General features: G+C 65.3%; 27 protein-coding genes. 16 read left to right on the top strand and 11 right to left on the bottom strand.

The features are described from left to right. Nucleotides 1-220 precede the first annotated feature (220 nt). Nucleotides 221-3052 carry a LuxR C-terminal-related transcriptional regulator gene (locus VSR72_RS15585; protein ID WP_342953241.1) on the bottom strand — a complete coding sequence of 944 codons (2832 nt, stop codon included), beginning with the start codon at nucleotides 3050-3052 and terminating at the stop codon, nucleotides 221-223. Nucleotides 3053-3505: 453 nt separating this feature from the next. Between VSR72_RS15585 and VSR72_RS15590 the strand changes: the two genes are divergently transcribed. The 4 genes from VSR72_RS15590 to VSR72_RS15605 all read left to right on the top strand — a co-directional run bounded on the left by VSR72_RS15590 (nucleotide 3506) and on the right by VSR72_RS15605 (nucleotide 5592). Beyond that, nucleotides 3506-3691: a hypothetical protein gene (locus VSR72_RS15590; RefSeq protein ID WP_342953242.1), complete on the top strand. Its 186-nt coding sequence runs from the start codon at nucleotides 3506-3508 to the stop codon at nucleotides 3689-3691. Between the two features lie 41 nt (nucleotides 3692-3732). Beyond that, nucleotides 3733-3933: a DUF6726 family protein gene (locus VSR72_RS15595; RefSeq protein ID WP_342953243.1), complete on the top strand. Its 201-nt coding sequence runs from the start codon at nucleotides 3733-3735 to the stop codon at nucleotides 3931-3933. Nucleotides 3934-3947: 14 nt separating this feature from the next. Then, complete coding sequence (locus VSR72_RS15600) at nucleotides 3948-4778, top strand: hypothetical protein (protein ID WP_342953244.1); 831 nt, start codon at nucleotides 3948-3950, stop codon at nucleotides 4776-4778. A gap of 163 nt (nucleotides 4779-4941) precedes the next feature. Continuing rightward, nucleotides 4942-5592, top strand: coding sequence for a flagellar basal body L-ring protein FlgH (locus VSR72_RS15605; protein ID WP_342953245.1), 651 nt, complete (start codon nucleotides 4942-4944; stop codon nucleotides 5590-5592). Between the two features lie 156 nt (nucleotides 5593-5748). Here the strand turns inward: VSR72_RS15605 and VSR72_RS15610 are convergent, their stop codons facing one another. Then, the gene (locus VSR72_RS15610) at nucleotides 5749-6564 is read right to left on the bottom strand and encodes a response regulator (protein WP_342953246.1); all 816 of its coding nucleotides are present in this window, start codon (nucleotides 6562-6564) and stop codon (nucleotides 5749-5751) included. Nucleotides 6565-6649: 85 nt separating this feature from the next. Continuing rightward, on the bottom strand, nucleotides 6650-7201 hold the full coding sequence (locus VSR72_RS15615) for a hypothetical protein (RefSeq protein WP_342953477.1): 552 nt from the start codon (nucleotides 7199-7201) through the stop codon (nucleotides 6650-6652). 477 nt (nucleotides 7202-7678) lie between these two features. On the opposite strand from VSR72_RS15615, the gene VSR72_RS15620 reads away from it, so the two are divergent. The 3 genes from VSR72_RS15620 (at nucleotide 7679) to VSR72_RS15630 (ending at nucleotide 10787) form a co-directional block, all read left to right on the top strand. Continuing rightward, nucleotides 7679-8626 carry a hypothetical protein gene (locus VSR72_RS15620; protein WP_342953247.1) on the top strand — a complete coding sequence of 316 codons (948 nt, stop codon included), beginning with the start codon at nucleotides 7679-7681 and terminating at the stop codon, nucleotides 8624-8626. Nucleotides 8627-8704: 78 nt separating this feature from the next. Then, nucleotides 8705-9469: a response regulator gene (locus VSR72_RS15625; RefSeq protein WP_342953248.1), complete on the top strand. Its 765-nt coding sequence runs from the start codon at nucleotides 8705-8707 to the stop codon at nucleotides 9467-9469. Nucleotides 9470-9473: 4 nt separating this feature from the next. Continuing rightward, complete coding sequence (locus VSR72_RS15630) at nucleotides 9474-10787, top strand: ATP-binding protein (RefSeq protein ID WP_342953249.1); 1314 nt, start codon at nucleotides 9474-9476, stop codon at nucleotides 10785-10787. A gap of 49 nt (nucleotides 10788-10836) precedes the next feature. Here VSR72_RS15630 and VSR72_RS15635 read toward each other — a convergent pair whose 3' ends face one another. Further along, on the bottom strand, nucleotides 10837-11769 hold the full coding sequence (locus VSR72_RS15635; RefSeq protein ID WP_342953250.1) for a tyrosine-protein phosphatase: 933 nt from the start codon (nucleotides 11767-11769) through the stop codon (nucleotides 10837-10839). Nucleotides 11770-11954: 185 nt separating this feature from the next. Then, nucleotides 11955-12173 carry a hypothetical protein gene (locus VSR72_RS15640; RefSeq protein WP_342953251.1) on the bottom strand — a complete coding sequence of 73 codons (219 nt, stop codon included), beginning with the start codon at nucleotides 12171-12173 and terminating at the stop codon, nucleotides 11955-11957. A 25-nt stretch (nucleotides 12174-12198) separates the two neighbouring features. Between VSR72_RS15640 and flhC the strand changes: the two genes are divergently transcribed. Next, nucleotides 12199-12909 (top strand): flagellar transcriptional regulator FlhC, encoded by a 711-nt coding sequence (flhC, locus tag VSR72_RS15645; protein ID WP_342953252.1) that lies wholly within the window; start codon nucleotides 12199-12201, stop codon nucleotides 12907-12909. A 19-nt stretch (nucleotides 12910-12928) separates the two neighbouring features. Here the strand turns inward: flhC and VSR72_RS15650 are convergent, their stop codons facing one another. After that, nucleotides 12929-13234, bottom strand: coding sequence for a hypothetical protein (locus VSR72_RS15650; RefSeq protein WP_342953253.1), 306 nt, complete (start codon nucleotides 13232-13234; stop codon nucleotides 12929-12931). A 269-nt stretch (nucleotides 13235-13503) separates the two neighbouring features. Between VSR72_RS15650 and VSR72_RS15655 the strand changes: the two genes are divergently transcribed. The 5 genes from VSR72_RS15655 (at nucleotide 13504) to VSR72_RS15675 (ending at nucleotide 18242) form a co-directional block, all read left to right on the top strand. Then, nucleotides 13504-13941 carry a hypothetical protein gene (locus VSR72_RS15655; protein ID WP_342953254.1) on the top strand — a complete coding sequence of 146 codons (438 nt, stop codon included), beginning with the start codon at nucleotides 13504-13506 and terminating at the stop codon, nucleotides 13939-13941. Nucleotides 13942-14068: 127 nt separating this feature from the next. Then, on the top strand, nucleotides 14069-15055 hold the full coding sequence (locus VSR72_RS15660) for an alpha/beta fold hydrolase (protein WP_342953255.1): 987 nt from the start codon (nucleotides 14069-14071) through the stop codon (nucleotides 15053-15055). A 161-nt stretch (nucleotides 15056-15216) separates the two neighbouring features. Further along, complete coding sequence (locus tag VSR72_RS15665) at nucleotides 15217-16221, top strand: hypothetical protein (RefSeq protein ID WP_342953256.1); 1005 nt, start codon at nucleotides 15217-15219, stop codon at nucleotides 16219-16221. A gap of 93 nt (nucleotides 16222-16314) precedes the next feature. Beyond that, nucleotides 16315-16998, top strand: a complete 684-nt coding sequence (locus VSR72_RS15670; RefSeq protein WP_342953257.1) for a helix-turn-helix domain-containing protein — start codon at nucleotides 16315-16317, stop codon at nucleotides 16996-16998. After that, nucleotides 16995-18242 (top strand): glycosyltransferase, encoded by a 1248-nt coding sequence (locus VSR72_RS15675; protein ID WP_342953258.1) that lies wholly within the window; start codon nucleotides 16995-16997, stop codon nucleotides 18240-18242. The genes VSR72_RS15670 and VSR72_RS15675 overlap by 4 nt, the downstream gene beginning before the upstream one ends. Before the next feature lie 2 nt (nucleotides 18243-18244). Here VSR72_RS15675 and ubiM read toward each other — a convergent pair whose 3' ends face one another. The 3 genes from ubiM to VSR72_RS15690 form a co-directional block, all read right to left on the bottom strand. Next, nucleotides 18245-19468, bottom strand: a complete 1224-nt coding sequence (ubiM, locus tag VSR72_RS15680) for a 5-demethoxyubiquinol-8 5-hydroxylase UbiM (protein WP_342953259.1) — start codon at nucleotides 19466-19468, stop codon at nucleotides 18245-18247. After that, on the bottom strand, nucleotides 19465-19905 hold the full coding sequence (locus VSR72_RS15685) for a hemerythrin domain-containing protein (protein WP_342953260.1): 441 nt from the start codon (nucleotides 19903-19905) through the stop codon (nucleotides 19465-19467). Before VSR72_RS15685 ends, ubiM begins: the two co-directional genes overlap by 4 nt. A 294-nt stretch (nucleotides 19906-20199) precedes the next feature. Next, a complete protein-coding gene (locus tag VSR72_RS15690; protein ID WP_158762867.1) occupies nucleotides 20200-20409 on the bottom strand; it encodes a hypothetical protein in 210 nt (69 codons plus the stop codon). A 219-nt stretch (nucleotides 20410-20628) separates the two neighbouring features. Between VSR72_RS15690 and VSR72_RS15695 the strand changes: the two genes are divergently transcribed. The 3 genes from VSR72_RS15695 (at nucleotide 20629) to VSR72_RS15705 (ending at nucleotide 23427) form a co-directional block, all read left to right on the top strand. Next, nucleotides 20629-21660 carry a D-cysteine desulfhydrase family protein gene (locus VSR72_RS15695; protein ID WP_342953261.1) on the top strand — a complete coding sequence of 344 codons (1032 nt, stop codon included), beginning with the start codon at nucleotides 20629-20631 and terminating at the stop codon, nucleotides 21658-21660. 279 nt (nucleotides 21661-21939) lie between these two features. Continuing rightward, entirely contained in the window at nucleotides 21940-22326 is a 387-nt protein-coding gene (locus VSR72_RS15700; protein WP_342953262.1) for an SgcJ/EcaC family oxidoreductase, read from the top strand. A gap of 246 nt (nucleotides 22327-22572) precedes the next feature. Continuing rightward, nucleotides 22573-23427, top strand: a complete 855-nt coding sequence (locus tag VSR72_RS15705) for an alpha/beta hydrolase (RefSeq protein WP_342953263.1) — start codon at nucleotides 22573-22575, stop codon at nucleotides 23425-23427. 4 nt (nucleotides 23428-23431) lie between these two features. Here VSR72_RS15705 and VSR72_RS15710 read toward each other — a convergent pair whose 3' ends face one another. Together VSR72_RS15710 and VSR72_RS15715 are read right to left on the bottom strand one after the other, a co-directional pair. Next, a complete protein-coding gene (locus tag VSR72_RS15710) occupies nucleotides 23432-24934 on the bottom strand; it encodes a cytochrome P450 (protein ID WP_342953264.1) in 1503 nt (500 codons plus the stop codon). Nucleotides 24935-24967: 33 nt separating this feature from the next. Continuing rightward, nucleotides 24968-25678: a YceH family protein gene (locus VSR72_RS15715; protein WP_342953478.1), complete on the bottom strand. Its 711-nt coding sequence runs from the start codon at nucleotides 25676-25678 to the stop codon at nucleotides 24968-24970. Nucleotides 25679-25691: the final 13 nt, after the last annotated feature.

Genomic DNA, 25691 nt, shown 5'->3' on the forward strand with positions numbered 1-25691 from the left:
CTGGCCTCCGTGTCGGAAATCGCCGGGTGCGGCCCTGTCCGCACCGTGCGGCTCTGGCAGACATGCTAACCCGCGTTTGATGCCGCGCGGCAGGCCAGCCTCTACCTCACGGGAGTCATACTGACTTATTGAAGGACAGCCCGCGCCCTATGACTGGGATCGTCAGCATGCCGAATGAATGAAGTGCGTGCCGTGCTCGTGGACGTACGCAAGGGCGTGCTCAGCCAGCCGGATCGAGGTCGCGCATCCGCTCCACGGCCTCGTCGCGCCCGCTCACGCCGAGCTTGCCGTAGATATTGGTGAGATGCCACTTCACCGTCTCGGGTGAAAGGCCCAGCGTACGCGCGATTTTCTTCGTGCTGAGCGCTTCGGCCAGCAGCTTGACCACGTCCATTTCGCGCTCGCTCAGCGCCTTGATGCCGGGCGGCGTCGCGCGCCGACGCGCCGCGGCGTTGCCGTTTTCCGCGGCCGATTCCCGAAGCGCCGTCTGCGGCGGCTGCGCGGCCTGCAAGCGCTCGACGTAGAACGCCAGCACCGGATCGAGCGGCGCCTCGCGCGCGACTTCGGCGATCAGATCGAGCGCCGACGCATCGGCATCGAGCAGGCTGCGCAGAAGCCCCAGTCGATGCCCGAGGCGCAGCGCCTCGAGCACGTTCGCGCGCGCCGGCGCGGCGCGTCCTAGCCGCCGGTCCACCACGGCGCGCTGCAGCCGCAGCGGGGCCACGAGGCCGAAGCGCCCGTGCACCTCGCACCAGGCCACGAGCGCGTCGAGCCGCAGGGCGGCCTGTTCGAGGTCGCCGGTTGCGATGAGATAGCGCACGGCGGCCGCGCGCGCCGCGAAGCGCAGCCCGTCGAACGTAGATTCGCCGTCACGCCGCTCGCGGCCGGAATCCGCGTCGGCCTCGAGCGCCTGCAGCCGTTCGAGGCAAGCCTGCGCCGCGCTTACTTCGCCGAGCGCGAGTCGGCGGAACACCTGCGTGGCGAGACTCACACCGAGCATGCGCGGCAAGCCCGAGGCCGCGCCGATTTCCTCGAGCCGTTCCAGCCATGCGAATGCATCGAGCCGGTGGCCCGCCGCCCAGCGCGCGCCAGAAAGCACGAGCATGCCGCGCAGCACAACGTCCGATACCGCAACGCGCTCCAGCACGTCGACCCGCCGCTCCAGCAATTCGCGCGCTTCCTCGTTCTGGTTCTGTTCGTAGAGCACTTCGCTCAGCAGCGCCGCCGCCACGCAAGCCGCCTGGTTGGCGGCGCGGCCATGGCGCTCGGCCTCGCGCAGCACCGCCCGGTAGATGCGTTCGGCCTGGTTCATCTGGCCTTCCATCGCGTGGCTCAGCCCCACGAAGCAGCGCCCCATGAGCGCGCCCGCCGCCGTGCCGAGCAGCGGCGCATCGGCGCTCGCGCCATCGCCGAATGCCGTGAGTTGAACATTGCGGGCCGCTTCGTACTCGCCGCGCTGCATGTAGATCCACGAAACGACATTGTTGCGCCCAGCGAGCGTCACCTTGTCCGCCGTGGGGGGCGGCGCGAGCAGTTGCGGCAGCAGCGCGATGGCCGCGCCGGCGTCGTCGCGCTGAATGGCCAGCGCGGCGCGCAGCACCAGCACCGTGAAGCGATCCGCTGCGGCGTTGGCGGGCAGGTCGGCGTCGAGCGCGTCGAGACTCGCGGCGCAAGCCTGCAATTCGAGGTGGAATAATTGCTGCCGCGCCATCCAGATGCGCAGCGTCAGGCTCGACTGCACCTGCGCGAGCGGCAACTGGCGCACGAGCGCGGCCAGCGCGCGCATCTGCCCGCGCAAGAACAGCGACTGCGCGAATTGCTCGATCAACGCCGCCGCCCGCGCGGCCTCACCCGCCTTGAGCACGTGGTGGACCGCCTCGCCCAGGTGCCCGTGCTCGAGGAACCACTGCCAAGCGCATGCGTGCACGTCGCGCTGCGCCCCGCCGCTCCAGCTCTCGAATCGATCGAGCAAGGTCTGCTGCAGCAGCGGATGCAGGCGATACCAGGTTTCATGCCCCGTCTGGTTGAGCGGCGTGATGAAGAGATTGTCGCTTTCGAGCCGTTCGAGCAGCGAAAGCGTGCCGGGCTGGTCGGGCACGTCGCGCGCGAGGAGCGCCGTGCACAGCGACGCGCAGAAGCGGTCGCAGGCCGCGGCGCGCGTAAGCAGGTCGAGTTCGGCGGGCGCGAGCTTCGAGAGCACTTCGCGCTCGAAGAACAGCGCAAACGTGCGGGCGTCGCGCACCTGCTCCTGAATGGCCAGATCGATGGCGCCCGCAGTCGGCGCACGGCGCTTCTTTTTCAGGCTCAGCGAAAAGAGTTGCAGACCCGACACCCAGCCGTCGGTCAGCTCGTTCAGACGCCGGGCGCTCGCCGCATCGACATCGCCCAGCTGCGCCTTGAGAAAGCCCTCAGCTTCGTCTGCGGAAAGGCGCAGGTCGCCCATGGCGAGTTCGAGCGTCATGTCCTGCCCACGCAGACGGTCGAGCGAAAGCGGAATTGGTCCGCGCGACGCCAACGCGAGATGCAGGTTCGCGGGCGCATAGTCGAGCAGCCATTGCAGCGCTTCGAGGATGCGCGGGTCGGTGAGGTGGTGGAGATCGTCGAGCGCGATCACGAGTTCGCGCCGGTGGCTCACCACGCCGCGCACGAGCGCGATGACGGTGCGCTCCACGCCGTCCTGGTCCATGCCAAAGGATTCGAGCAGCGTGGCTTCGCGCGAGATCGCGGGATCGACGCGCGCGACGCTGGAAAGCAGATAGTCGAGCCAGACGCCGGGATCGTTGTCGTCCTCGTCGAGCGAGAGCCACGCGACGTCATAGCCGAGCGGCGCGAGCGCGCGGCACCACGCCGCGAGCGTTGTGGTCTTGCCGTAGCCAGCCGGACTTTGCAGTACGAAACAGCGGCGCTTGCGCTCGGCGAGCATGCGGGCGATCAGCGCCTCGCGCGCGAGCGTGCGCCGGTTGCTGCGCGGCACCGCGAGCTTGCTGCTAACGAGCGGTTTGAGCGTTGCGGCGCCCGAACCCTCCGGTGCATTGGCCAGACTTTCCGACATGCTGGACTCGTGCCTCATGAAGCTCCACGGCATGGACATCGACCTCTCGAATACTACACTTCAGACCGCGCGGCAGCCCCCATACCGCGCCCTGGGCGCCGGGCACACGCGCAACGACACGCAAAAGTAGCGCTGACCGGAGTGGGCGGGCCCACCCAAAACCGGTGGGTTCGCGAGCGCGTCGGCGCGCTGCGTTACTGGGGCCAAACCCTATGCGTTGATCGCCCCTGCGGCGGCCCCTCGCCGCGCAATCTTGCACCGTCGTATACCCCTGGAAGGACTCGTAAGCGATTGGCCAAAGGCCGCGCTGATTCGTGCTTCATGCAAGCGCTCTGGAAGCGAAGATTTGCCTCGCCGCTCGCCGATTGCCCCCCGATCGGCGTAAGGCGGGGCGCGCTTCCCCCTTCTCGGCGCGCCCCTTCTTTTTGTTCCATTGCGCCAAGGAGGCCCTTCATGACCAGCCCTATCGGTTCGAGCAGTTTCGCGCACTTGTCGTCGTTGACGTCGCCGGGCGAAAACCGCAGCAGCAAAAATTCCAGCACGGGAAGCACCGCCGGCAACCCCTTTCCGCAGCAGGAAACCGTCCATCCGGCCGCGCCGGTCGGCCCGCTCGGCCACACCATCAATACGTCGGCATGACCACTTCGTTGTCACGGAAGCCGTCGACGCAGCGCTCGCCCATGTGCCCGACACCACGGTTGTCGACGCATCTGGTCCGCGCCGCGTCGGCCATTGCCATCGCCTGCCTCGCTCTGCCGCTCGACGGCTGTGCCGTGGTGGCCTTTCCATGCCGGGTTGCATCGGCCACGCTGAAGATCGTGCCGCTGGTCGGTCACCCCGCAGCCGTGCCGTTCGACGCGTGCGCGGCGGCGGTCGACTGATCGAGGTCCAGCCGATGAAACGGGCGTCATTGATCGCTTTCGTTTTGAGCGCGACATACCTGGCCGCGCCGCTCTCGTCCGCGCAGGCGGACACGCACTTCGAAGGGCGCGTGCAAACGTATGTCGCGCCGAAGGCCCCCGCGCCGGCGAACCCAACGAGCGCAGCGAGCGCAGTCAATGCCGCAAGCGCGGCGCAAGCGGCAAGCGCCGCCAAGCCATCGGCGTCGCCAGCCAAAAAGCGGCGGCCCGCGCCAGGCGCATCGGCCGCCCGCCAGCGCGTTCTGGTGCAGGACGACTCGCCCTTTGCGTTTCGCGGCATTACGCTCGGTACGCCGCTGAGCGCGCTGCGCCAAACGGACATGGTGCGCGCTACGCCGCACGAGAGCGAACTGCTTTGCGAAACCGATATCGCGGGCAGCGACATCGGCATGATGATCAAGAGTTACACGAGCCTCACGGTGGCTTGCCGGTGGGCGCACCACACGTCGCAAGGCTGGACGCCCTCGCGTGCCGTGGTGGACGGCGTGCCCGCGGTCGACCATATCCTGCGCTTCGCGCACGCTTCGGCGGGCGATCCGCTGCGTCTTTATGAAATGTCGTTCGTCGTGGACTCGACGACAGCGTTCGATCTGCGCGATCTGCTCGCGTCGCGCTACGGCGCGCCACGCGTGCTCGGCGCGCCGTCTCTGCCGCTGCTCGTATGGGAGAACGCGTCGAGCACGATCACCATCTGCCTGCTGCCGGACAGCCACCGCGCGACGCTCACGTATCTGCTCAAGCCCGCTACGGTGCGTGGCAAAGGCAGCGAGAAGACGCTCAAGCTCAGCCAGTTCGACGAAGGCTGAAATGGCGCGCGCCGACCGGTCGCCCGAACGAACTCAACGAATCCGTTGATATCGCCATATCCGACAATTCATTCTCGCCTCCTTCCCCGCCATGTCATTCGTTCAATCGGAATCCTCACTATCCAGCGCGCGCCGGACGACTCGTTCGAAAGGCCTGCCGCACGTGTTGCTATGCGCATCGATCGCCACTGCACTCGCCGGCTGCGCGACGCAGGAGTCGATCGTCAACACGCCCATGACGCCGCCGCTCGCGGAACCGCTGCTGAACGTCAACACGAGCGGCGCGATCTATCAGTCGGGCACGGCCATCTCGCTGTACGAAACCCCTCGTGCGCAGCGAATCGGCGACGTGCTCACGATCCGGCTTTCCGAAACCTATAGCGGCAACGATGTCGCGAGCGCCGCTGCGAAGCGCGACAGCAACATCACGGCTACGGCCGCCGACCAGTCGACCGGCGCGGCGGCACGGCTCGCGCGGCTGTTCAATATCGGCTCGGCTTCGACCTCGTTCAACGGCAGCGGCAACCACTCGCTTTCCAGCGATATGACGGGCACGCTGGCCGTCACGGTCATCAGCAAGACGCCTACGGGCAATCTAGTGGTCTCGGGGGAGAAGATCATCGCGATGAGCGGTGAGCATCAGCGCTTGCGGCTTTCCGGGATCGTCAATCCGAATGACGTGGAGGCCGATAACTATGTTGAATCTGGGAAGATCGCCAATGCCCGGATCGAACAGCTTGGGCATGGGTTGCTTAATGATGCGACTACCGTCGGGTGGTTGCAGCGGATGTTCTTGAGCGTGCTTACGTTTTGAGGTTTTTTTTGCTGGTGTTTGGTGGGGACTTTGGCTGCTTTGGCCTTGCCTTGTGTTCACGTCGGCATGCATGCGTTGCCCCTTTGCGGGGCAACGCTGGCAGACCGACGCAAATTCAAGGAAAGGCCAACGGTTTCAACCCAATCCCAAAGACGATCAGTCCTCCTCACCATCAGACAACTCACCTTCGAACTCATCGGCGTATTCACCGCCGGCATCACCCACATGCGCCCGAGCATGCTCGCCAAAGCGCTCGGCGAAACCAACCTCGCCATCCGGCACGAACACATACCCGTGCCCCCAAACCGTCTGAAGATACCGCGGCTCCGAAGGATCGGTTTCAATGAGCCGCCGCAAGCGCCAGATCGCGACATCGAGACTGCGGTTCCGATACCGCCCCGCCTCCCCATACACGATTTCGATAATGCGCTCGCGCGAAAGAATCGTCATCGAGTGATTGACGAATAGCTTGAGAAAAGCGAATTCGCTAGACCGCAACGGCATGCGGACTTCATCGCGATACAACTCCCGCGAACGGAAATCGAGTTCAAAAGGCCCAAAGCGAAACGATTCGCGGCTTTCCGGCGCGCCCGTGAGGTTCGAAATACTGCGCCGGCGCATGACAGAACGAATGCGCGCGACAAGCTCGCCCGGATCGAACGGCTTGCCCACATAGTCGTCGGCGCCGAATTCAAGGCCCAGCACGCGGTCGATCACTTCATTGCGCGCGGTCAGCATGATGACCGGCAAGTCGTCGCCGCTCTCGCGCAACGCGCGCAGCGCACTGATGCCATCCACCTCCGGCATCATGATATCGAGCACGACAACCTGCGGGCGCTCGGAACGCAGCCGCTCCTGCATCGCGCGCACGGAAGGCAGCGTCGTGACGGTAAAGCCACGCATCTGCAGATATTCGGCCGTGACGTCGCGCACGACCGGATCGTCGTCGACGAGAAAGATATTATTTGCCATGCGTAAATCGTAAGGGACGAGATCGAGCCGGTACAGGCCCGCAGCCTTACCAATCCTTTCCCGCGCGAGTCGCGGGGCGCCAGTTTTACTGGTCGCTGGAAGCGGACTGGAACGAATTGCCCAATTGCGTCTGATCGACCACCATGCTGTCTACCAGGCCCTTGAGCTTCACCGCCGCACTCGAATAGCGGTCGGTACCGAGGCCGCGCACTTCGTAACGCGCGGTAACGGCAATATGGTTGTGCATGAAGATCGTCAGATTGATCGTCGAAAGATAGGCCCGGCTTTCGTCGCTGAAAGTCGGCTTGCCGAATTCGATCGATGCGTTATACACGAGACGCCCTTCGCAACTCACCGGCTCGGTTCCGGCGCCATAGACGTCCGATGTCACGCCGCGCTGCGAGAGCACGAGCTGCAACGACGGCACGAAATCGCCCGACGTGACCATGGGATTATTTTCGATGCAGATCGAGCTGAGATTGACTGGCCGACCCGTCACGAATTTAGGCGAGGAGTAATTCGAGGCGACCGCGTAGCCCGCCTGAATCACGGAGCCAGTCGCATCGGCCGCGGTAATGAGCGTCCATGCGCAGCCGTTGAGCGCGAGCGCCGCGGCGCATGCGGCGCCGAGTTTCACCGTGCGCGCGCTCGCACGGCTGACGTATGACACGATTTCATGTGGCATGGGAGCGGATACCCGATGCGTGGTTGGGCTGCGCGAAACGAAACACGTTCCCGGCAGGACTCGACACGCATGATCGGTGCAATGCACTACGTGCGATGGCCGGGACATCGGTCAATGTTGAATGCCACTTCCCACTTCTTCAAAAACCTCCCGCTCGGTAAGGAGTTGAACGGCGATCGTTCGCACGTTCGCAGCGCAAACGCGCGCGCTGCAAGCGGTCGGCGACCTACGGCGACTATTGCGCGTCACCACGCATGTAATGTTTCGTAAGCGCTCCTGCATTCTCCCCGCTGAGTGAGACATTGCACGTTCACCGCCGCGCTATCGTTCTCACTGCGGTTCTCACTGCCGCGCCGCGCTTTGCGACGCCGGACGAACCACACGCTGCTCCCGTTTTTCCCCTGTTATTTCAACATCATCATGGCTGCCATGAACCGAGAACCGAAAATCCGTCGCGCCCCCTTCTTCAAGCGCGGCCTGAACGCTGCTGCGATCGCGCTGTTCGCGTCGCTCGCTGGCTCGCCGTTCGCGCACGCTGCAAGCTTTCACTGCCCGCACAACGCGTCGGCGTCGGAGCGCCTCGTGTGCAACGATCCGACGCTCTCCGCGCTCGACGACAAACTGGCCGCGCTCTATCACAGCGCGCTCGACACGACCACCGACACGACCGCGCTCGAAGCCGACCGCGTGAGCCAGTGGCAATGGCGCCAGCACAACTGCAAGGACAAGGCGTGCGTGACGGACTGGTACGACCGCCGTATCGCCGAACTCGAAGGCGATCTCAAGCATGGCAAGCAGGCTGCCGTGCAGCGCGTGAAGGAAGGTGTCGTCAACCAGAATCTCGCGCCCTCCGCACAGGACGCCGTGCTCGAAATGCATGGCATCCAGCCGACGCCCAAGGACAATAACGCAGCGGCTGCGCCGTCCGCGGATACGACGAAAGGTGTGAAGAAAACCGGCGCGAAGGTCGCCTCTGCCGAAACCGACGCATCGCTGCACCTGCAAAAGATGCCGAGCGGCGTGGCCGCCGACGCACGCCAGACGCGACTCGCGCAAGCGCATGCCCATCACCTGCCGCCGAAGGATGCCGCGCCGTCCGGCGACGTCTCTCCGTTGACCGCGAAGATGGCAGGCGCGAACTCGGCATTTGCGAAAGCGGCAGGCATGGCGTCCATCGACGCGCCGCCCGTTCAGAGCGCGAGCCCGGCGGCCAGCGTCGCCGCCGAAAAGCCGGCGGACCTGGCGAGCGCAGAACAAGGCGCACAACAAGGCTCGCAGCAGGGCGCGAACGCACTGAACTGCGCATCGGTTGCATCGACGCAAACCGCGCACGCTACGCAAACGTCCATCGAGCAAGGCACCGTCGCCCTGAAGTAAGGGGCCATGTAAGCTACGGCAAGAAATCTGCGGTCGCGCGCTGTTCTGCCGGTTGTCGATATCAAATAAAATGAGGCGATGAGTCCACACGTTCTCATCGTCGACGACGATCCGGTCGTGCGCGATCTCCTCTCCGGCTTTCTTCGAGCCAACGGTTTCGAAGCCTCGGTGCTCCACGACGGCACGCATCTCGGCATGCGGCTGGAACGCGAGCGGCCATCGGTCGTCGTGCTCGACGTCATGATGCCCCGCACCGACGGCCTGCGCGCCCTCGCCGCGCTGCGCGCGCAAGGCGACGACACGCCGGTGATCTTCGCTTCCGCGCGTGGCGCGGTGGGCGACCGCATCGCCGGTCTCACGCTGGGCGCAGACGACTACGTCGCCAAGCCTTTCGATCCCGAGGAATTGCTGCTGCGTATCCAGACCGTGCTGCGCAGGCGCGGGAACGGACCCACAGGCGCCCCCGTGGTGCGCGAGCGCTACCGCTTCGGCGCTTTCGAGCTCGATTTCACGGAGCGCACGCTCGAGCGTGACGGCAAGCGTGTGCCGTTGCGCAGCAGTGAGTTCGTGCTCCTGAAGATTTTCACCGAGCATCCTTATCGCGTACTCTCGCGCGTGCTGATTCACGATCTGCTGCACGCAGACGGCCTCGAATTTCACGAGCGCAGTCTCGACGTGCCGGTATGGCGCTTGCGCCGCGTGATCGAAGACAATCCTGCGCAGCCCCGCTACGTGCAGACCTTGCGCGGCAAGGGCTATGTATTCGTGCCGCAGGGCGACGTCGGCATTGAAGGCCACACAGCAGACGATGAGCCCCAGGGCGGTCGCAGCACGAACGCGTAATCGCATGAACAATCCGTTGAATACGCTGTTCGGGCGCATGGCGCTGATGTCTGCGCTGCTGCTGTTCGCCATTCAGGCATGCTGGTTCGTCGTGTTCGCGCCGCAGCCGCGCCGCCATGAAGTGGAAGGGTTCGAGCGCGGCCTGCTGCTCATGCTGCACGCCGCAACAGGTGCCGTACCAGGCACGGCGGCAGGCGCGGCACCCAGCGCGCCCCCCAACGAGATGGACCTCGCGCCGGCGCTGCGCGTGCATCTCGTGCCCACCTGGAACATGCCTGCCGACGTGCGCCTCGAAGTGCCGAAGCGCGAGCCGCTCGCCGACTTGCGCAAGCAACTCCTGCGCGACCTGCCGCCCGGCACCGAGATTCTCGCCGACCTGCGCCATCGCGAAGCCCTGTGGGTGCGTTTCGCGGGTCAACCCACATGGATCGTCGCGCCCGTCGATCTGCCGCCGGCACACAACCTGCTGCCGCTGTTCGGTTCCATGCTTGCCATCTCGCTGCTGCTCGCGCTGCTCGCCATGTGGCAAATGCAGCGGCCGCTTTCGCTCGTGGCCCAGGCCGCGCGCGCGTTCGGCACCGGCCATCGTCCCGCGCCCGTCAAACAGCACGGGCCGCGCGAATTGCGTGAGCTGATTGGCTCGTTCAACGGCATGATGAAGCAGCTCAACGAAGCGGACGACGATCAGGCCGTCATGCTCGCGGGCGTCGCGCACGATCTCAAGTCGCCGCTCACGCGCCTGAAGCTGCGTGCGAGCATGATGGGTTCCGAGCGCGAACGCGAACAGCTCATCCGCGAAGTCGATTCGCTGAACGATATCGTCCAGCAGTTTCTGGAATTCGCGCGGCAGCGGCCCGAATCGGGTCCCGAGGTGGAAGTCGACGCGCTGTTGCGCGAGCAGTTCTTTTCCGATGCCGGCGACGACGACGATGCACTCTTCCGGCTCGATCTGCGTGCGGGTTCGGCGTTTCGGCTGCCGCGCACGCTGCTCGACCGGCTCGTGTCGAATCTCGTAGACAATGCGCTCGAACATGGCGTGCCGCCTGTGGAAATCGCTACGCGCCGCGAAGGCACGCAGTGGATCGTCGAAGTGCGCGATCATGGCCCAGGCATTCCACCCGAGCGCGTGGCCGCGGCGCTCAAACCTTTCGTACGCCTTGACGAAGCGCGCGGCGGCGAAGGCCATTGCGGGCTCGGGCTCGCCATCGTGACGCGCCTCACGCGCAATCAGGGTGGCCGCTGCGAGTTGTCCAATCACCCCGAAGGCGGGTTGCGCGTGCGCATCGCGCTACCGGCCGATGCAAGGGCCGCAGCGTAAGTTTTTTATTGCCGTTGATCGCCTGTGTGGTTGTCGCTGCGCGCGCCGCTCATACCACGAGCCGGCCGCGCAAACGATCCACCGTCTCGGACGCAAGGCCAAGGCCCACGGTGAGATAGCGGTTGAGGTCCCCGTAGCCTGCCTGCACCGCGTCGAACGCGGTCTGCAGATAGCTGGCCTGCACGGGCGGCGCCGCGTTGACCGAATCGACGCCCGTTGAGCGCCACGCATCGGTCAGCATGAAATCCTTCACGATGATTTCGAGCGGCACGTTTGCGATCAGCAGCAACAGCGCGCACGCCCAGCCCACCACATCCACCCCTGTCCCGCCCGTGATCAGCACCGGCCCCGGCGCATCGGCAATATGTTCCAGCAGCGCGCCGTAGATCGAACATTGCATGCGGCCTGTCACGAGCGTGCGCCAGCGCATTTGCATCGCTGCGTCCAGTTCGCCGGCCAGCATGCCCGCGAACGACGGCGGTTCGAGCGTGCCCAGCACATTGAGCGCGAGGTAGCCGGCCGTGCCAGGCGTCATGTCGGGCGTCGCGTCGATTTCCGCAGGCGTGCGCAGATCGTAGACGTTGGAAAACGCCATGCGCTCGAGCGTCGCCGCATCGGCTGCATTCGGCGTGAGCGCGTCCGAGCGGTAGACAAGAGCGCGGCGCACGTGCGCGCCGTCACTCGTCGAATAGCCGGGCGCAGCGCCACCCAGATCGCGGAAGTTCGCGACGGAACCGATGACGGGCGTCGGCGCATCCTGCGCGCCGTCGCCTCCCGTGTATTCGCCGCCACACGCACTCAGCAACGTGCTTGCGCAACCGCTCAGCGCCAGCAGGCTCACCGTGCCCTTGAGTAGCGCGCGGCGCGGCGGATTGGCAAGCGCAGCGCCGCCCCTGCGGTTGAAGTTGCCGGTCGCGGCCACAGGCAAACGCTTACGCGCCTGCGCGAACGAAGAAGTGTAGGCGGAGAAAGGCAAATTCATCGATTGGCAGCTTATGTAGGGAACCCGCCGTTCGAGCGGGCCGCTGCAACGTCGCGCGTCGCATGCGTTCGGAAAGGCCGCAGTTTACCGGCAGATGTGCCTGAAAAGGTAAAAGCGCAAAACGCCGTAATAATTCTTTCCGATTCACCGTGCATTGCGCACCGATATTTAGCGCCGGATTTGACTTATATTCTTACCGGACCTTTCCATTTACACACAACAGGTAATTCCAGTGGTATTGGCCGGTTATTTCTCATTTCAATCCGTTCCTGAATATCGGCTGCGCGGCGCATTTTCTTTATAGATCCTTCAAGTTCTTTCCAAATATTATTCTTGACGCTCTTTGTCGCGCTTTTATAATCGCCCGTGAATTCAGGCATTCGCCTGGCCATCGCGGCAGCCATAGGCTGCCCCTGGGAGTACCACGTCATGTACAAAGGCAGTGTGACCGAGGAAGCGCGCGAAGTCCTGCGCGCAATCGAGCTGATCCAGCTGGGCGCACGCATGCCTGTGCTCGAAAAAGAGCTGACGCTTTCGCGCAATCGTTTGATCAGGCTTTATCGGGAACTCAAGAACGCTTCCCCCCCCAAGGGTATGTTGCCGTTTTCGGCGGACTGGTATTTCACCTGGCTGCCGAACATTCACGCGTCGCTCTTCTACAACATCTACCTGTTCCTTACGGACAGAGCGAAATGCAGCCGGCTCGACGCGCTCACGCGTGCGTACCGTCTTTATCTCGAACACTGCGAAAGCGCCGAAACCGAGCGCGTGCTGAGCTTCACGCGGGCGTGGACGCTGCTGCGCTTTTTCGAAGGCGGCCTGCTCACACTGTCGAGCTGCACCGTATGCTCCGGCCGCTTCGTGCGCCATGTGCGCGACGCACACAAGCCCACGGCGTGCTGCATTTGCATGCCGCCCGCGCGCGCCGGCATGACGCGCGCAGCACGTGCGAACCGCCAGGCGGAAGCTGACGCGCCGCCTCCCGCCTCCACCACGCGAGGCCGCGCCGCAGCGGCATTGGGCGAACTTTCGGGCACTGTGCGCGAAACCATGCGCGACACGCTCGCCGAAGTCACGCGCGCCCTCGACCCAAAGCGTTCCGCAAACCGCTTGCGCCTCGTCGGATCGACGCCTGTCTAAGCGACAAGCAGCGCAGTCCTTACGTCACATCCTCGTCGCGCTCTGCATCCGCCTGCAGAGCGCGAATATCGCACGCGCAAATCCGGCAGATTGCTTTGTGATCCTGATGAATGTGCTGATGCTGGCGAATCTCGCATTGCTGCGCCGCGAGCTCGATGGCGTGCGAGTGCGCGGCCTGCCAGATCTCCCAGGCGATCTGTGCGCCGCTTTGCGCATAGTCGTCGTTTTGGTCGCGCTCGAGCGCGTCGGGCAGGCGCGTATGGACTTGCAGATAGTGCGTGCGATAAAGCGCCTCGAATATCTCGCGGCGTGACGGGCGCTTCAAGCTCGCCTCTTCGCGAACGTTGCGGGATTGGTGAGGCGCAGAGACTTCATCCACATGCGGCGTCGAGACGTACTTCTTCTTGCGGGTGGTAGGGTCACGCAGCCGTCGCGCGCCAATGCGCGCACGACGTTACGGATATCGATATTGTCGCAGGGTGCGCCACGTAAATGGCCGCGGAATATCGCGAATTTTTCCGCGTTATTCGTGAGTCGTTTCAGCAACCGGACCTGCGATTATTGTGGGCATAAGGAAGTCGAAAGGAGTCGACCATGCAAATCGGGGCGGCGACGCAGTTCGCCAACAGCAACGCCAGCACGAGCACGCTCGGTGCGGGTGCCGCGTCAAACCAGGCAGAGCAGGATGACACGCAGTCGAGCGACGCTTCGACGAACGTCGCGCCGTCTACGTCGCAGGACGATGCCGTGCAGATTTCGCCGCAAGGCTATGCGGCCGCATCCACTGACGATACCGCGGACAGCGACGATTCCGCGAGCGATGCAGCCGACACGAACGATGCGAGCGACGCGACCAGCGCGACCGACGGGACAACGACGCCCGCCGAAGCGCAACCCGTGAAGTCGCTCGTTTATGGCGCGCTGGGACTCGAGCGGCCCGACGCGCCCGCCGACCCGAACCACACCTATACGCTTGGGCGGTGGATCGCGGCGGGCATTACGCTGGGCGGCATCATTTCCCTATTTATCTGAGCGCCGCGCGCCAACCTGGCGCGCATAATATTTCGGATAACAGAAGATACGGGTGGATTCGGGTGGCAAGTCGGCTATCATCAGCGCCGGCAAGATAACTAATTCATCACGTACAAGAGGTCCGCCCGTGGCTCTCAGCGCCTTTGCCGCTTCGCAAGCCGCCGTTCCGATCGCCGCCATCGCCGCCGCGGCCGTTGCGCTCGCCAAGGGTGGCCCAAGGCAACCCGCGCCGCTCGAGTCGATCAACGCGCCGTTCAAGCAAGTCGACTTTTCCGACCTTCCGGCGTTGCGTCGCTATTCCGCGCGAGACGGCACGTCGCTCGCATGGCGTGCCTACCTGCCGCATGCCAGCGCGCCGCAGGCTTGCGTCGTGCTCATCCACGGATCGTCGGCAAGCAGCGCGAGCCTGCACCCGCTCGCGCGCCAGTTCGCCGCCGCGGGCTACGCGGCCTGCGTGCCCGACATACGCGGCCACGGCGAATCGGGACGCAAAGGCACGATCGCCTACATCGGCCAGCTGGAAGACGACCTCGAAGACCTGCTCGCAGCGTTGCCGCCCGAACTGGCCGCACTGCCGAAAACGCTGATCGGCTTCTCGGCGGGCGGCGGCTTCGCACTGCGCTTTGCTGGCAGCGCACGTCAACGTCTGTTCGAGCGTTACGTGCTGCTCGCGCCCTTCCTGCACCACAAGTCACGCACGACGCGCAACGAAGTCGGCGGCTGGGTGTCGGTCGGCATGCCGCGCCTCGCCGTGCTCGCCTTGCTCAACGGCTTGCGCATCCGCACCTTCAATCATCTGCCGACGATCGCCTACGCGCTCGCGCCCGAGGTCCGCGACCAGCTCACGCCGCAGTACTCGTTCAATCTGATGCAGAATTTCCGCCCGCACGCCGACTATCGCGCGGACATACGCCGCGCGCGGCAGCCATTGCACGTGCTGGCCGGCGCCGACGACGAAGTTTTTCTCGCCCGCGAATACGCTGCGGCGTTCGAGGAAGCCGGCGCGCACGTGCCGGTCACGCTCGTGCCCGGCGCGGGGCACATCGGCTTGACGCTGGATGCACCCGCAATCGCCACGATCGTCGGCTGTGTGCAGGGCTGCTTGAAACGATAAGGCCGGCGCGACGGCTTCACGCTGGCCTGTCCATATCCGCCAAACTGGCGGAATTCGCCGATTGATATTCGGGACGAACTGGCCCATATTCAAACAGGTGCGCCAAGTCGGGCACCGTTTTTGCGGCAATTCGTCAATCGAAGCGAAAGCGCGCTCCTCCCATGCTCAACGCCCCTGGCCACGACGATTCCGGTGATTCTGGTCTGCGGGAGTGTCCCTACTGCGCGGCTCGGTTCAACGCTTCCCTCGCACTCTGCCCCCAATGCGGCGCGAACCAGCTGGCCGCCGCTGCCCGCCTCGCGGGAGCCAACGACGATGAGCCGGACGAACAAACACGCGGAGTCGCCGACCGCCTGCGTGCGAACCTGGGCGCGCTACCGGGCGGCCTTGGCGGGAATCGGGTCTACAACGGCGAATACCCTTCGATCGACGAGGAACACATCGCCGAGCGATCGCGGCGGCCCCGCTACGCGTGGGCGGGTCTCGGCGCGCTCGCAATCGCGCTCGCGGGCTTCGCGTTCCTGCATCGCGGCGATTGGGAGCCGAAGCTCGGCGCACAGGTGGTCGTAGGATCCGTAACGGGCGCCAGCAGCACACAAGGCACACAGGCCACGCACGGTGCCAAGGGCACGCTCGCCGCCGCGCAGGCTAATGCGCCGGCCGCCGCCCTGCCGCGCGCGCACGCGGCGCAGCGCAGCGTGGCCCAGCAGAACGCACCTGCGGCCGCACGCGCACCCGCCTCGCCACGCTATGCGAGCGCGCATGCCGACGTCGCGAGAAATCTGACCAACGCGCGCCTCAGTCTCGACAAGAACAATCTTTGGCCCGCGCGCCAGGCGCTGAGGAATGCGCTCGCAGTAGAACCCGACAACCCCGACGCGCTGCAGATGCAAACCGACCTCGTCGCGCGCGAGCAGCAGCGCGACGCATTGATCGGCCAGGCACGGCAATGCGCACACGAGCGTCAATGGGCTTGTGTGCGGCAAGACGCGGGGCACGCCGTGGAGGTCGACGCATCGAGCCGCGAAGCGCGGCACCTGCTCGCCAGCGCCGAGCGCCGGCCTGGCGGCGCCAGGCGCACCGGCTGGAACTGGCCATGGGAAAGCCAGTATGCGCAGGCAGACGACGCCCGTTCTCGCCAGGAATCCCTCTTCTGGCACCACTGATTCCTTCCAGTCGGGCGGCCCCGGCAAACGAGACTTGCGGACAATTTATGAACGATGAATAATATTGAACGTCGTTCAATATTATTCTTTCGCATGTCCACGCCCACGACCTTTGCGCCAGGCCGCCGCGACCGCAAGCGCCTGCAGACCCTCGAGCATCTCGCGCGCACCGCCGCCGCGCTATTCGAAGCGCACGGTTACGAACCGGTGACGATGGAGCAGATCGCCGCCGCCGCGGACGTCGCCAAGGGCACGCTGTACAACCATTTCCCGGTGAAAGAGGCGGTGCTCGCCCATTGGCTGCATCTCGAACTGGCTGCGAATCTCGCAGCGCTGCACGCCAGGCTCGAAAGCACGCCGGGCTTCGCCGCTGGCGCACGGCTCGTGCTCGATCATTCCGCGAGCTGGTGCGAGGCGCACCCGGACTACCTCGCGCCCTACCTGCGCTATCGCTTTCTCGGCATCGGCACGCAGCCTTCGCCATCGCGCGACAGCGAGCAACTGAGCGATATCGCCGATACCTTCGCCTGGCTCGTGCGGCGCGCGCAGGGGCAAGGCGAACTGCGCGACGATCTCGACCCTGCGCGGCTTGCCCTCTCGTTTCACCACCTCTACCTCGGCGCCATGCTGCGCTGGCTCGCCGAACCGCGCCTGATGCTGCGCAAGGAGTTTGCCGCAGCGGTCGATTTGTTCCTGCACGGCGCCGCCCTTCCCGCGCAGGCAGCCCGGAAAGCGCCGGCGAAGGCCGCGCCGAAATCGAGGAAAAAGACCTCATGAAGTTCATCGTCGCGACTTACGGCACCGAGGGCGATGCGCGCCCGTTCGCCGCGCTGTGCCGTGGCTTGATCGACGCGGGTCACGAAGCGCGCCTGCTCGCCGATGACGCCACGCTGGGCAGCGCCCACGCACTCGGCGTGCCCGCCACCGCGCTCGCCGGCGACATTCGCGGCAGGCTCCGCCCGGACCACGCGATCGCCGGCGTCGTCGCGAAAGGCGGCGGCTTCAACGAAACCGCACGCGCGCTCGCGAAGATCGCCAACGAAAACGCGCAGTCGTGGATGCGCACCATCGTCGAGGCGGGCGAGGGTTGCGATGCGATTCTCGTTGCAGGGCTGGCCGCGTTCGTCGGGCTTTCCGCGGCGGAGTATCTGGGTGCGAAGGGTATCGGCTCGGGCATGATTCCGCTCACAGCCACGGCGGACTTCGCTTCGGCGTTCTTGCCGCCCAGGTGGGTGCCGCGCGTGCTCAACCGCGCGAGCCACGGCCTGGTGAACGCCATGCTCTGGAAGGCGTTCCGCGACAAGACCAACGCCGCGCGCGCGATGTTCGGCCTGCCGCCGCGCAAGGCGGTCTGGAAGGACCACCCGATGCTCTACGGTATCTCGCGAGGCCTGCTGGCCACGCCTGCCGACTGGCCCGCCAACGCGCATCTATGCGGACAGTGGCTGGCGCCGAGCCCCGCATGGACGCCGCCGCCTGAGCTGGCGCACTTTCTGGCTGCGGGCGAAACGCCCGTCTATATCGGCTTTGGCAGCATGACGGGCTTCGACAATGTGCGGCTGCTAACCGCACTGATCGAAGCCATGCAGGGCCGGCGCGCACTCTTCTACCCGGGCTGGAGCGGCATCGATCCGAAGGCGCTTCCTGAAAACTTCTTCGTCGTCGGCGACACGCCGCACGACTGGCTGCTCCCGCGCACCGCCGCCGTCATTCATCACGGCGGCTCCGGTACTTCGCACTCCGCAACACGCGCAGGGGTGCCTTCCATCGTGACGCCGTTCGCGGGCGACCAGTTTTTCTGGGCGGACCGCCTGCACGAGGCGGGCGTCGCGCCGCCCGCCGTCGACGGACGCAAGCCCAGCGCCAAAGCGTTCGCAAGCGCACTCGACTTCGCCGCCAGCGAAACGGTGCGAAGCCGCGCCCGTGCGCTAGGCGAAATCATGCGTGCGGAAAACGGCGTAGCGAACGCAGTGGCCACCCTCGAGCGCATCGTTGCGCTCGAGGTGCGCGAGGGAGCCTGAAGTCAGCCGGTCAGCGAAGCCGCAATGGCTTTCCTGAACGGCATCAGCCGTGAAGCGGCCCGCAGCATGAAGTCGCGCGCCAGCTTCGCGGGCGCGGTGTTGTTCGTATAGACGTCGGTGATGAAGCGCGTCGCGAGATAGAGCGGTTTGGTCGCGCGGCGATGCTGGGTTTCGTAACGTTGCAAAACCGGCAGGCCACCGATATCGAAGCCGCCCTTTTGCGCCTCGATAATTCGGTTACCTAATGTTTCCACGCCGAGCAGCCCGAAATTGAAACCATGCGCGGTCACCGGATGCATGCCGACCGCGGCGTCGCCCACGGCTGCAAAGCGTTTGCCGACGAAGCGCTCCGGATAAACGGCCACGAGCGGATACACGTGCCGCGTGCTCGCCAGCTTCATCGCGCCCAGCCTGTGCATGAAACGATCCTCGATATGGCGCGCGAATTCGTCGGCTTTCAGCGCGGCGATCTCGTTGACCTGGCCCACGGGCAGCGTGAGCACGACCGACGACTGATGCGCGTTCGTCGAGCGCTCCGCGTTCATGGGAAGCAACGCGAGCGTTTGCCCGTAGCCAAACCACTCCCAAGCGGCGTGATCGTGCGGCGCTTCATGCGTCATGCGGCAAACCAGCATGGCACGCCCGAAATCGTGCATGTTGGCGGCAATGCCCATCATCTTGCGCGTGGACGAGAAGCGGCTGTCCGCCGCGACGATCAACCTGGCCGAGAGCGTTTCACCGCTCTCCAATGTCACGCTCGCCAGGGCGTCGCCGGCTTTCACGCCGCTGACCTTTTGCTCTGCGAGCAGCGTCACGTCGCCGTGCTCTGCCATGCTTTGCCGCAGGGATTCATAGGCCGCCTTGCGAATCAGGTGATTGGAGATCAGCCAGCCCAGCTCCGCGTGGCCGCTCAGTTCGTGCCCGATCTCGAGCGCCCCCGGCGAGGGGCCGTTGAACACCTTGGCGCTGCAAAGCGGAGCACGCGCGTGCGGGTCGATACGATCCCAGAGCCCGAATTTGCGCATCGCGCGCACCGACTTCTGCGTCAGCGCGATCTCGCGTCCGTCGAACTGCGGCTCGCTGATGTCGGCGAGGCACTGCTGCTCGACCATGACGATCTTGAGGCCAACCCCACTGAGCGAGCGCGCGAGACAGAGCCCCACCGGCCCGGCGCCCACGATTACGATATCTGCTTGCATGAATCGAACGATTTGAATGTGACTCAAGCGACCTGAACGGCCGGAGCGACCTGCGCGATGCCGTGTTCGCGCAGGGCTTCGACCATGAGCGCGTCCATCGACTTGACGTGCCAGACGAACCAGTCGCGCAGTTCGCCCACCAGTTGCCGCCCTGTGTCGAAGCGCCCCTCGTCGGCAACTCGCCTGCGCACCTCGCCGACCACGTTCAGCACGTGTCGATGCTGACTCGCATGGCAATGGCGCGGACCGAAGTTCATTTCCTCCATCCACGCTTCTTCCTGCGCGAAATGCTGCCTCGTATGCGCCGCCCAGGCGTCGAGCGCGCCGAGCCATGTTTCGTCGGTTGCGCGCGCGAGCGCGTCGAGCAGCGCGACGAATTCGGCATGCATCGTATCGGTCATGGGTTCGCCTAGGTGCAGATCGGGCGCAAGAGTTGGCGTGGGGCGCGGCGCGGGTGAGATCATGAAGGAAAGTGGCAGCGTTCAGCAGCGGTCTGAAAGCCCTCTCGGGCAAATTTTCAAGATACCGGGACGCATGGGTTTGCGCGCTGATTTTTAGCAAACGTCGCACGATCGGTTAGTGAGGCCGATGGCCGCGCCCAAGGCTCGGTGTGTCCGCGTGCGGACAAAGCGATCAAACGAGAGGAAACGAGAGGAAACGTCGATTCCGGCGCAGCGCAGGTGCGCGGGCCGCAAATATGGAACGATGCGAGGAGAGGTGCCGCAGACGAAAAAATACGAAGCCGCGCGGCGCGCGGCTCAAACCAGTTCGGCGAGATTGACGAGGGCGCGATCGCCGTCGGATTGTGCTTCGTTTTCGGCGCGGAATGGCTTCTCGCTGTACGCGATGACCTTGAACCCGCCGCCTGCCGAACGCTCGATGGTGATACCCCAGTGCCAGCCGCCTTCCTGTTCGAATACGTGCAGCCTCGGACTCGATGGTTGGCTCGGCGATTGAAAAATATTCATGTGAAGCCTCCCGTGGTGGGAATATCGTCTCGGACGATTGCCTGGATAGGAATCAGTCTAAGAACCCCCTTGCTGCGACGCAATACGGAATTACGTGGACGTGAGAACCCTGAGGCGTCGCGCATCATTTGAAAATAACCCTGGTTATCATGCGACGCCTGGCAAGCGCGAACGCCGCCAGCCACGCCCGATCCCAAACTGCGAGACAGCGAGACCCCGATGACTACCCCGACGAACGCCGCGCCCTCACACCCGCTCGATCTTTCGCGGCATGCTCGCCGCGCATTGCTGGAAGGACCCACGCCGATCCAGCCATTGCCACGGCTAAGCGAGGAACTTGGGGGCGTGAATGTCTATGTCAAGCGCGACGATCTGACTGGCCTGGGCGGAGGCGGCAACAAGCTGCGCAAGCTCGAGTTCCTGGTAGGCGAAGCGCTGGCCGCCGGCGCGGACACGATCGTCACCGTGGGCGCGCGCCAGTCGAACCACGCGCGCCTGACGGCGGCTGCCGCGGCGCAAGTGGGCCTGCAGTGCGAACTGGTGCTCACGCGCGCTGTGCCGCGCGACGACTTCGAATATCTGCAGAACGGCAACATCCTGCTCGACGACCTGCTCGGCGCACGCGTGCACGATCTGCCCGGCACGGCCAATGCACTCGAGTTCGCGCAGGCGCGCGCCGACGAGTTGCGCGCCCAGGGACGCAAGGTCTACGTCTGCCCGCTGGGCGGGTCGAGCCCGGTGGGGTGTCTGGGCTATGCGGCGTGCGCCGCCGAAATCGTGACGCAGGCCCAGGCACAAGGACTGAGCTTCGCGCGCATCGTCGTGCCCAACGGCAGCGGCGGCATGCACGCGGGGCTCGCTGCCGGTTTTGCAGCGCTAGGTATCGACCCGGGCCTCGTGCTCGCGTACACCGTCTATTCGAAGGCTGAGCAGGCTCATGCCGCAACGCTTGAAAAAGCCGGCAAGACGCTCGAACTGATCGATCCGGCGCGGCGCATTGAAGGCCGGTCGATCGTGATCGACGAAGCCCAGCTCGGCGAAGGCTACGGCATTCCCACCGACGCCATGCGCGAGGCCGTGCGGCTCGTGGCTTCGAAAGAAGGCCTGCTGCTCGACCCCGTCTACAGCGGCAAGGCGTTCGCCGGTCTCGTTCAAGCCGCGCGTTCGGGACGCCTTGCACGCGGCGAGAACGTCCTGTTCATCATGACCGGCGGCTTGCCGGGCCTGTTCGCCTATCGCAGCGCATTCTGAGACATGGCTAAGGCGCTGCGCGGCGTTCAACCGCGAGCGGTGGGCCGGGCTTCCGGCGGCTGCACCACCGCGTGCCAGTACGCGAAGCCATGCCGCTTCCCTCACCGATTCCATTCGAATCCCCCGTTCCCGTGCGAGCCGCCTGGCTGCTCGCGAGTCACGAGAAATTGATAATGGCTTATCAATTGACTCGTCAGGGAATGCCCGAAAAATCGGGCAAGTCGCTTCCACCAGATGGAAAGCTACAATCGTCGGAGCGAACGACCCACGGAGGCCACGATGACCGATGACGAACGCGCCATTCGCGAGCTGGTGCAAACATGGATGGACGCCAGCCGCGCCGGCGACACGGCCAAAGTGCTGAGCCTGATGACCGACGACGTGGTATTCACCGTGCCCGGCCAGGAGCCATTCGGCAAGGCAGAATTCGCCGCGGCCTCGCAAGCGCAGCAAGACATGCGCATAGAAGGCACGGCTGAGATCGTGGAACTTCAGGTGCTGGGGGACTGGGCCTTTCTGCGGAACCGCATCGACATCGCCATCACGCCGCCAGGCGCAGCCCAACCCATGCGGCGCGCGGGCTACACGCTCACGCTGGTGCGCAAGGACGCAAACGGGCGCTGGCTGCTCGCGCGCGACGCCAATCTCGTGGCTGCGAAGGCGTAAATCCGCCGCAGCGAACGCGGGCATCGCCGCCTGCAATCCGCAATTCGCTCGCGGCACGCCAGGTCGGCAGGTCTGGCGCGCGCCCACTTGCTTTCACGACCGAAAGGAAAGAACGCCGCCCGACAAGGCTCGCCGCGTTACGCCCCTTTTTCGAATCAGAAAACCTTATCGATTCCTTCAGTTTATTGAGTTTCCCTTAATTGTGCGCTTGCGGCAAAGTGACGCTCATACGCTCGGAGCCACTCCTTGAACCAACGCATCGATCCCTCCCTACTTGCTGCGCCCGACCTGTCGTACGCCACGTTGCACTCGGGCATTGCCCTGCCGTTCCTCGAGCGCGGCGAAGGCGAGCCGCTGCTGTTCGTCCACGGATCGCTCTGCGATTACCGCTACTGGATGCCGCAGCTCAACGGCCTGTCGGAGCATTTCCGCTGCATTGCGCCGAGCCTGAGCCACTACTGGCCCGCGGCGGACGCCTGCATCCAGGGCGATTTCGGCTGGGAGAGCCACGTTACCGAGCTGGCCGATTTCATTACCGCGCTCGGCCTCGAATCCGTGCACCTCGTGGGCCATTCGCGTGGCGGCTGCGTGGCGTGGCATCTCGCGCGCCGCTATCCGCGTCTCGTGCGCACGCTCGTGCTCGCCGACCCGGGCGGCCCGCTCTCGCGCGTGGACGACGACGAAGCCGCGCTGCCTCCCGCGACCAACGCACTGCGCACGCGCGCAGCCGACCTCATCCACGCCGGAGATGTCGAAGCGGGGCTCGAGTTGTTCGTCGACTCCGTGAGCGTGCCGGGCGCCTGGAAAAAGGGCTCGGCGGCGTTTCGCCAGATGGCCATCGCCAACGCCACGACGCTGCCCAAGCAGTTGCAGGACCCGCTGCCGCCTTATGCGCCGCGCGCCGCCGGCGAGATCAAGTGCCGCACGCTGCTCATCGACGGCCAGCGCAGCCCGCTCATGTTCCGCAACAACGTCGAGGCGCTGGACGAGTGGATCGAGTTCGCGCGGCGCGTCACGATCAAGGGCGCCACGCACGGCATGAACGGCACGCACCCCGACCTCTTCAACACTCACGTGCATACCTTCATCACGCAAGGTTGAGACGTCAGTCACGGCCCGGTTGATCTGTCGTTTGTGGTCGAGACGACTCAACCGTCGGCCGCATTTCCAGCCGCACCGGCATGCGGTTCGGCACCATCGCGAATGCGGTGATTTCCTCGATCGTCGCGGGATCGACGGCCAGCTTCACGTTGAAGCGGTTCATCAGCATCGAAAGCACGAGACGCATTTCCATGGCGGCCAAATGCCGCCCCGGACACACGCGCGGCCCCGCGCCGAACTGCACCCACGCGCGCGGATCGTGCACGCGCGCTTCGTCCACCCGCACAGCGCCACCCGCCTGACCACGCAGCCAACGGTCGGGATCGAAATGCTCGGGCTGTGAATAGTGGCGCGCGTCGAGCATGGGCGGGCGGGTGAGGAAGAACATCTTCGACCCGGCGGGCAGCGCAACGCCGCCCACCTGCACATTCTCAATGGGCTCGAACGCCATGATCGCGGCCACCGGGCGAAACCGCAGCGTTTCGCTGCACACCGCTTCGAACAGGTCGAGATCCTTCACGAGCCCATAGTCCGGACACACCGCGTGTGCGCCCAGCACCGCGTGCGCTTCGTCGGCGAGGCGCTGCTGCAATGGCTCGTCAGCGGCCAGATAGTAGAGCGACCACGCCAGCGCATTGGCCGTGGTGTCCTCGCCCGCCAGCAGCAGCGTGAGCACGTTGGCAGCGATGATGTCGTCGCTCACCTCCGAACCCGGCTCCGAGTCTGGGTCATCGCGCAGCGCAAGCATCGCTTCGAGCAGATGACGCGGCGCGTCGGACGGCTCGTCGCGCATGCGCTCGCGCGAGCGCGCCATCATGCCGCGTATCGTGCGATGCACTTCGGCGAGCGCTCGGTCCGTGCGGCGGTCGCGCGGCAAACGCACATAGCGCCAGTACGGAAACGGCGCGTTCACGCGATGCATGAGCGTCGGGAAAATCTGCGCGAGCTGCTCCTGAATAACGCCGCGCTCCTGCTCTAGCGTGCGCGGGTCCTCCCCGAACGCAAGCGCGCTCGTCACGTCCACGGTGTAGCGCTTGAGGTCGTCGGTCATTTCGACCACGTCGCCGCGCTCGGCCGCGCGCTGCCAGCGGTCGTTGAGACGCGCCGTGATCGCTTGCAGCGTGGGATAGAACGCGCGGATGTGCGGTATGGAAAGCGCCTGCATGACGAGCCGGCGCTGCGGCTCCCACGCCGCGCCCTCCGCCGAGAACACGCCGTTGCAGCCGATCTCGGCGAGCACGGGTTCGAGCGACGCATAACGCCGGTAACGATGCGGACGCTCGCGCATCACGCTCTGGCTCAACTCCGCGTCGCTCCAGACCGTGACCGGCATGCCGCAGATCTGGAAGCGATACGGCGTGCCAAGCTCCGCCGCCCACTGTTCGAGCACGCGATGCAGCCTGGGCGCGTTCAACTGATGCAGATTGCCGATGAACGGCAAGCCGCGCGGGCACGGCAGGTCGCGCACGTGGCGCAGGCGCTGGGCGGAGGATGCGGCGGCGTCCATGGCGCGACAGGGCGACGGGAGAGGCGACGGCGCTCAGTCGAGCGACATCCCCAGTTCGGCGGCCATGCGCGTAACGAGCGTCTGCAAGCGCGCGACTTCTTCAGCGAGGCGCTGCTGTTCGGCGCGCACCGCCTCGAAGTCCGCGAGCGAAACGCTCTCGCCGGCTTCCTCGCGGGCACCGGGCGCGATGGTCCCGGCTGCCACGAAGCTCGCTGCGTTCACCTCGCCGCAGAGCAGATGCATCCAGCGGCTTTCGCGCTCGCCCGGCGCGCGCGGCAGTTTCACGACGAGCGGCGGCTCGCGCTCGGCCAGTTCTTCCAGGAAGCCTTCGACCGACGAGACATCGGCGAAGCCATGCAGACGCGACGAGTTCAGGCGCAGTTCCGCTCCCGTCTGCGCGCCGCGCAGCAGCAACACGGTGAGCAGCGCCACGGCCTGGCTCGGCACGCCGAGCACGCGGTTCAAATTGTGTTCGAAGCGCGGCACGCGGCTGCTGCTGCCTTCGAACACGAGGCTCAGCAGCTTGAGGTCTTCGATGGCGGCGAGCACTTCGGCTTCGCTCACGTTCATGACTGGCGTGCGCGCCGTCTTCTGGTTGCAGCCGAGCGTGAGCGCATTGAGAGAGAGCGGATAGGTGTCGGGCACCGTGTGCTGCTTTTCGACCAGCACGCCGACGATACGCGCCTCGATGGGCGAGAGCGCGCGCAAGGCGCGCGGCGAGGAAGCATCGGCAGGAGAATTCATGGGCAGATCAACC

This window comes from Paraburkholderia sp. JHI869, from assembly GCF_038900775.1.
GTDB lineage: Bacteria > Pseudomonadota > Gammaproteobacteria > Burkholderiales > Burkholderiaceae > Paraburkholderia.